Origin of the sequence: Streptosporangium sp. NPDC006013 (assembly GCF_040614275.1) — a bacterium.
Taxonomy (GTDB): domain Bacteria; phylum Actinomycetota; class Actinomycetes; order Streptosporangiales; family Streptosporangiaceae; genus Streptosporangium.
In genome coordinates this window covers 1-1,654 of record NZ_JBEXUE010000907.1, presented here as the reverse complement: position 1 = coordinate 1,654, position 1,654 = coordinate 1, and the positions used below count along the sequence as shown (strand labels likewise).

General features: G+C 72.4%; 3 protein-coding genes. 1 reads left to right on the top strand and 2 read right to left on the bottom strand.

Annotated features, from left to right (window positions below; all coding sequences use genetic code 11):
* Positions 1–65: 65 nt before the first annotated feature.
* On the top strand, positions 66–440 hold the full coding sequence (locus tag ABZ260_RS50805) for a hypothetical protein (protein ID WP_355633104.1): 375 nt from the start codon (positions 66–68) through the stop codon (positions 438–440).
* Positions 441–455: 15 nt separating this feature from the next.
* Here ABZ260_RS50805 and ABZ260_RS50800 read toward each other — a convergent pair whose 3' ends face one another.
* Both ABZ260_RS50800 and ABZ260_RS50795 read right to left on the bottom strand, forming a co-directional pair.
* Positions 456–1,310 carry a PAC2 family protein gene (locus tag ABZ260_RS50800; RefSeq protein WP_355633101.1) on the bottom strand — a complete coding sequence of 285 codons (855 nt, stop codon included), beginning with the start codon at positions 1,308–1,310 and terminating at the stop codon, positions 456–458.
* 65 nt (positions 1,311–1,375) lie between these two features.
* A partial coding sequence (locus tag ABZ260_RS50795) for a universal stress protein (RefSeq protein ID WP_355633098.1) occupies positions 1,376–1,654 on the bottom strand: 279 nt, incomplete at its 5' end.

The window sequence follows — 1,654 nt, the reverse complement described above, 5'->3', positions numbered from 1 at the left end:
TTGGGCCAACCAGCCCAGCATGGTGGAGAGCGGATCCCAGCTCCAACTCTGTCCGGCGTACGCCGATGGTGTCTACCCCAGGACGTTCACTTGGGGCGGCGGCCCGGCTGCTTTCGGTCCGGCTCTCCCGCCCCGTCACCGCGGCCTTCGCCGCCACGGGCACCCCCTCGATCGCCGAGGCCCTGGAGCGGCTGCGCTCAGGACCCGCGCCGCGGATCGCGCTCGCCTCCTACCTCCTGGCCCCGGGCTTCTTCCAGGACCGTCTGGAGACGTCCGGTGCCGACCTGGTCGCCGCCCCCCTGGGGGTGGACGCCGATCTGGCCGCGCTGGTGTGGGCCCGGTTCGACCAGGCGTGCCCGGCGCCGGTGACCTTGGACTCGGACCGGAGGCGCCTGGTCTCCGCGCGCCCGGTCCTGGCGGAAAGGAACGGCCGGTGGTGACCGCCGGCCGCGGGCTCAGCCGTCGGAGTCGCGGTCGCGCCGGCGCAGGTAGCGCTCGAACTCGGCGGCGATGGCGTCACCACTGGCCTCGGGCAGCTCGGCGGCGTCCTTGCGCTCCTCCAGCTCCTTGACGTACTCGGCGACCTCGCTGTCCTGAGAGGCCAGCTCGTCGACGCCGTGCTCCCAGGCCCGGGACTCCTCGGCCAGCTCGCCCAGCGGCATCGGGATGTCGAGCAGGTCCTCCATCCGGCTGAGCAGTGCCATGGTGGCCTTCGGGTTGGGGGGCTGGGCCACGTAGTGCGGCACCGAGGCCCACAGCGACACGGCGTGCAGCCCGGCCGCGCCCAGGGACTGCTGGAGCACGCCGACGATGCCGGTCGGTCCCTCGTAGCGGCTCAGCTCCAGGTTGATCGCCCTGGCCAGCCCCTCGTCGGTCGCCGATCCCACGATCGGCACCGGACGGGTGTGCGGCGAGTCGTTGAGCAGCGCGCCGAGCAGAACCGCCAGCTCGACCCCCAGCTCCCGGCAGACCAGGACGATCTCCTCGCAGAAAGCTCGCCAGCGCATGTTGGGCTCGATGCCGCGGAGCAGCACCACGTCGCGGTCGACGCCCGGCGGCCTGGCCACCGACAGCTTCGTGGTCGGCCAGGTGATGGAGCGCGTCAGCCCCTCGCCCATCTCGACGATCGGGCGGGTCACCTGGAAGTCGTAGTACTCCTCGGGGTCCAGGGAGACCAGCGGGGTCGCCTTCCACTCGCCCTCGAGGTGCGCGATCACTCCGCTCGAGGCCTCGCCCGCGTCGTTCCACCCCTCGAACGCGGCGATCATCACCGGGTCGACGAGCTCGGGCAGACCTTCGATCTCGATCACGCGCCCCCTCCTTCGCACCGCACCGTCCTATCCGGCTAAGCCTATGCCGTGAGGGGGCCTTCACGTCACCTTCCGGATGTGGTGTGGACGATCAGGACGTCGCAGCCCGCGCGCTGGGACACGCCGGACGGCACCGAGCCGAGCAGCCGCCCCGCCAGGCTGTTGAGCCCCCGGTTGCCGACGACCACGAGATCGGCCCCGCGCCTGCCGGCGAGCGATACCAGCACGTCCACCGCGTCACCCTCCTCGGCGGCCAGTTCGATCGTCCGGGCGCCCGCGGCGACCGCGCGTCCACTCACCACCCGCCCGCTCATCGGCTCGGGAGTACACCCGGACCGCGCGCC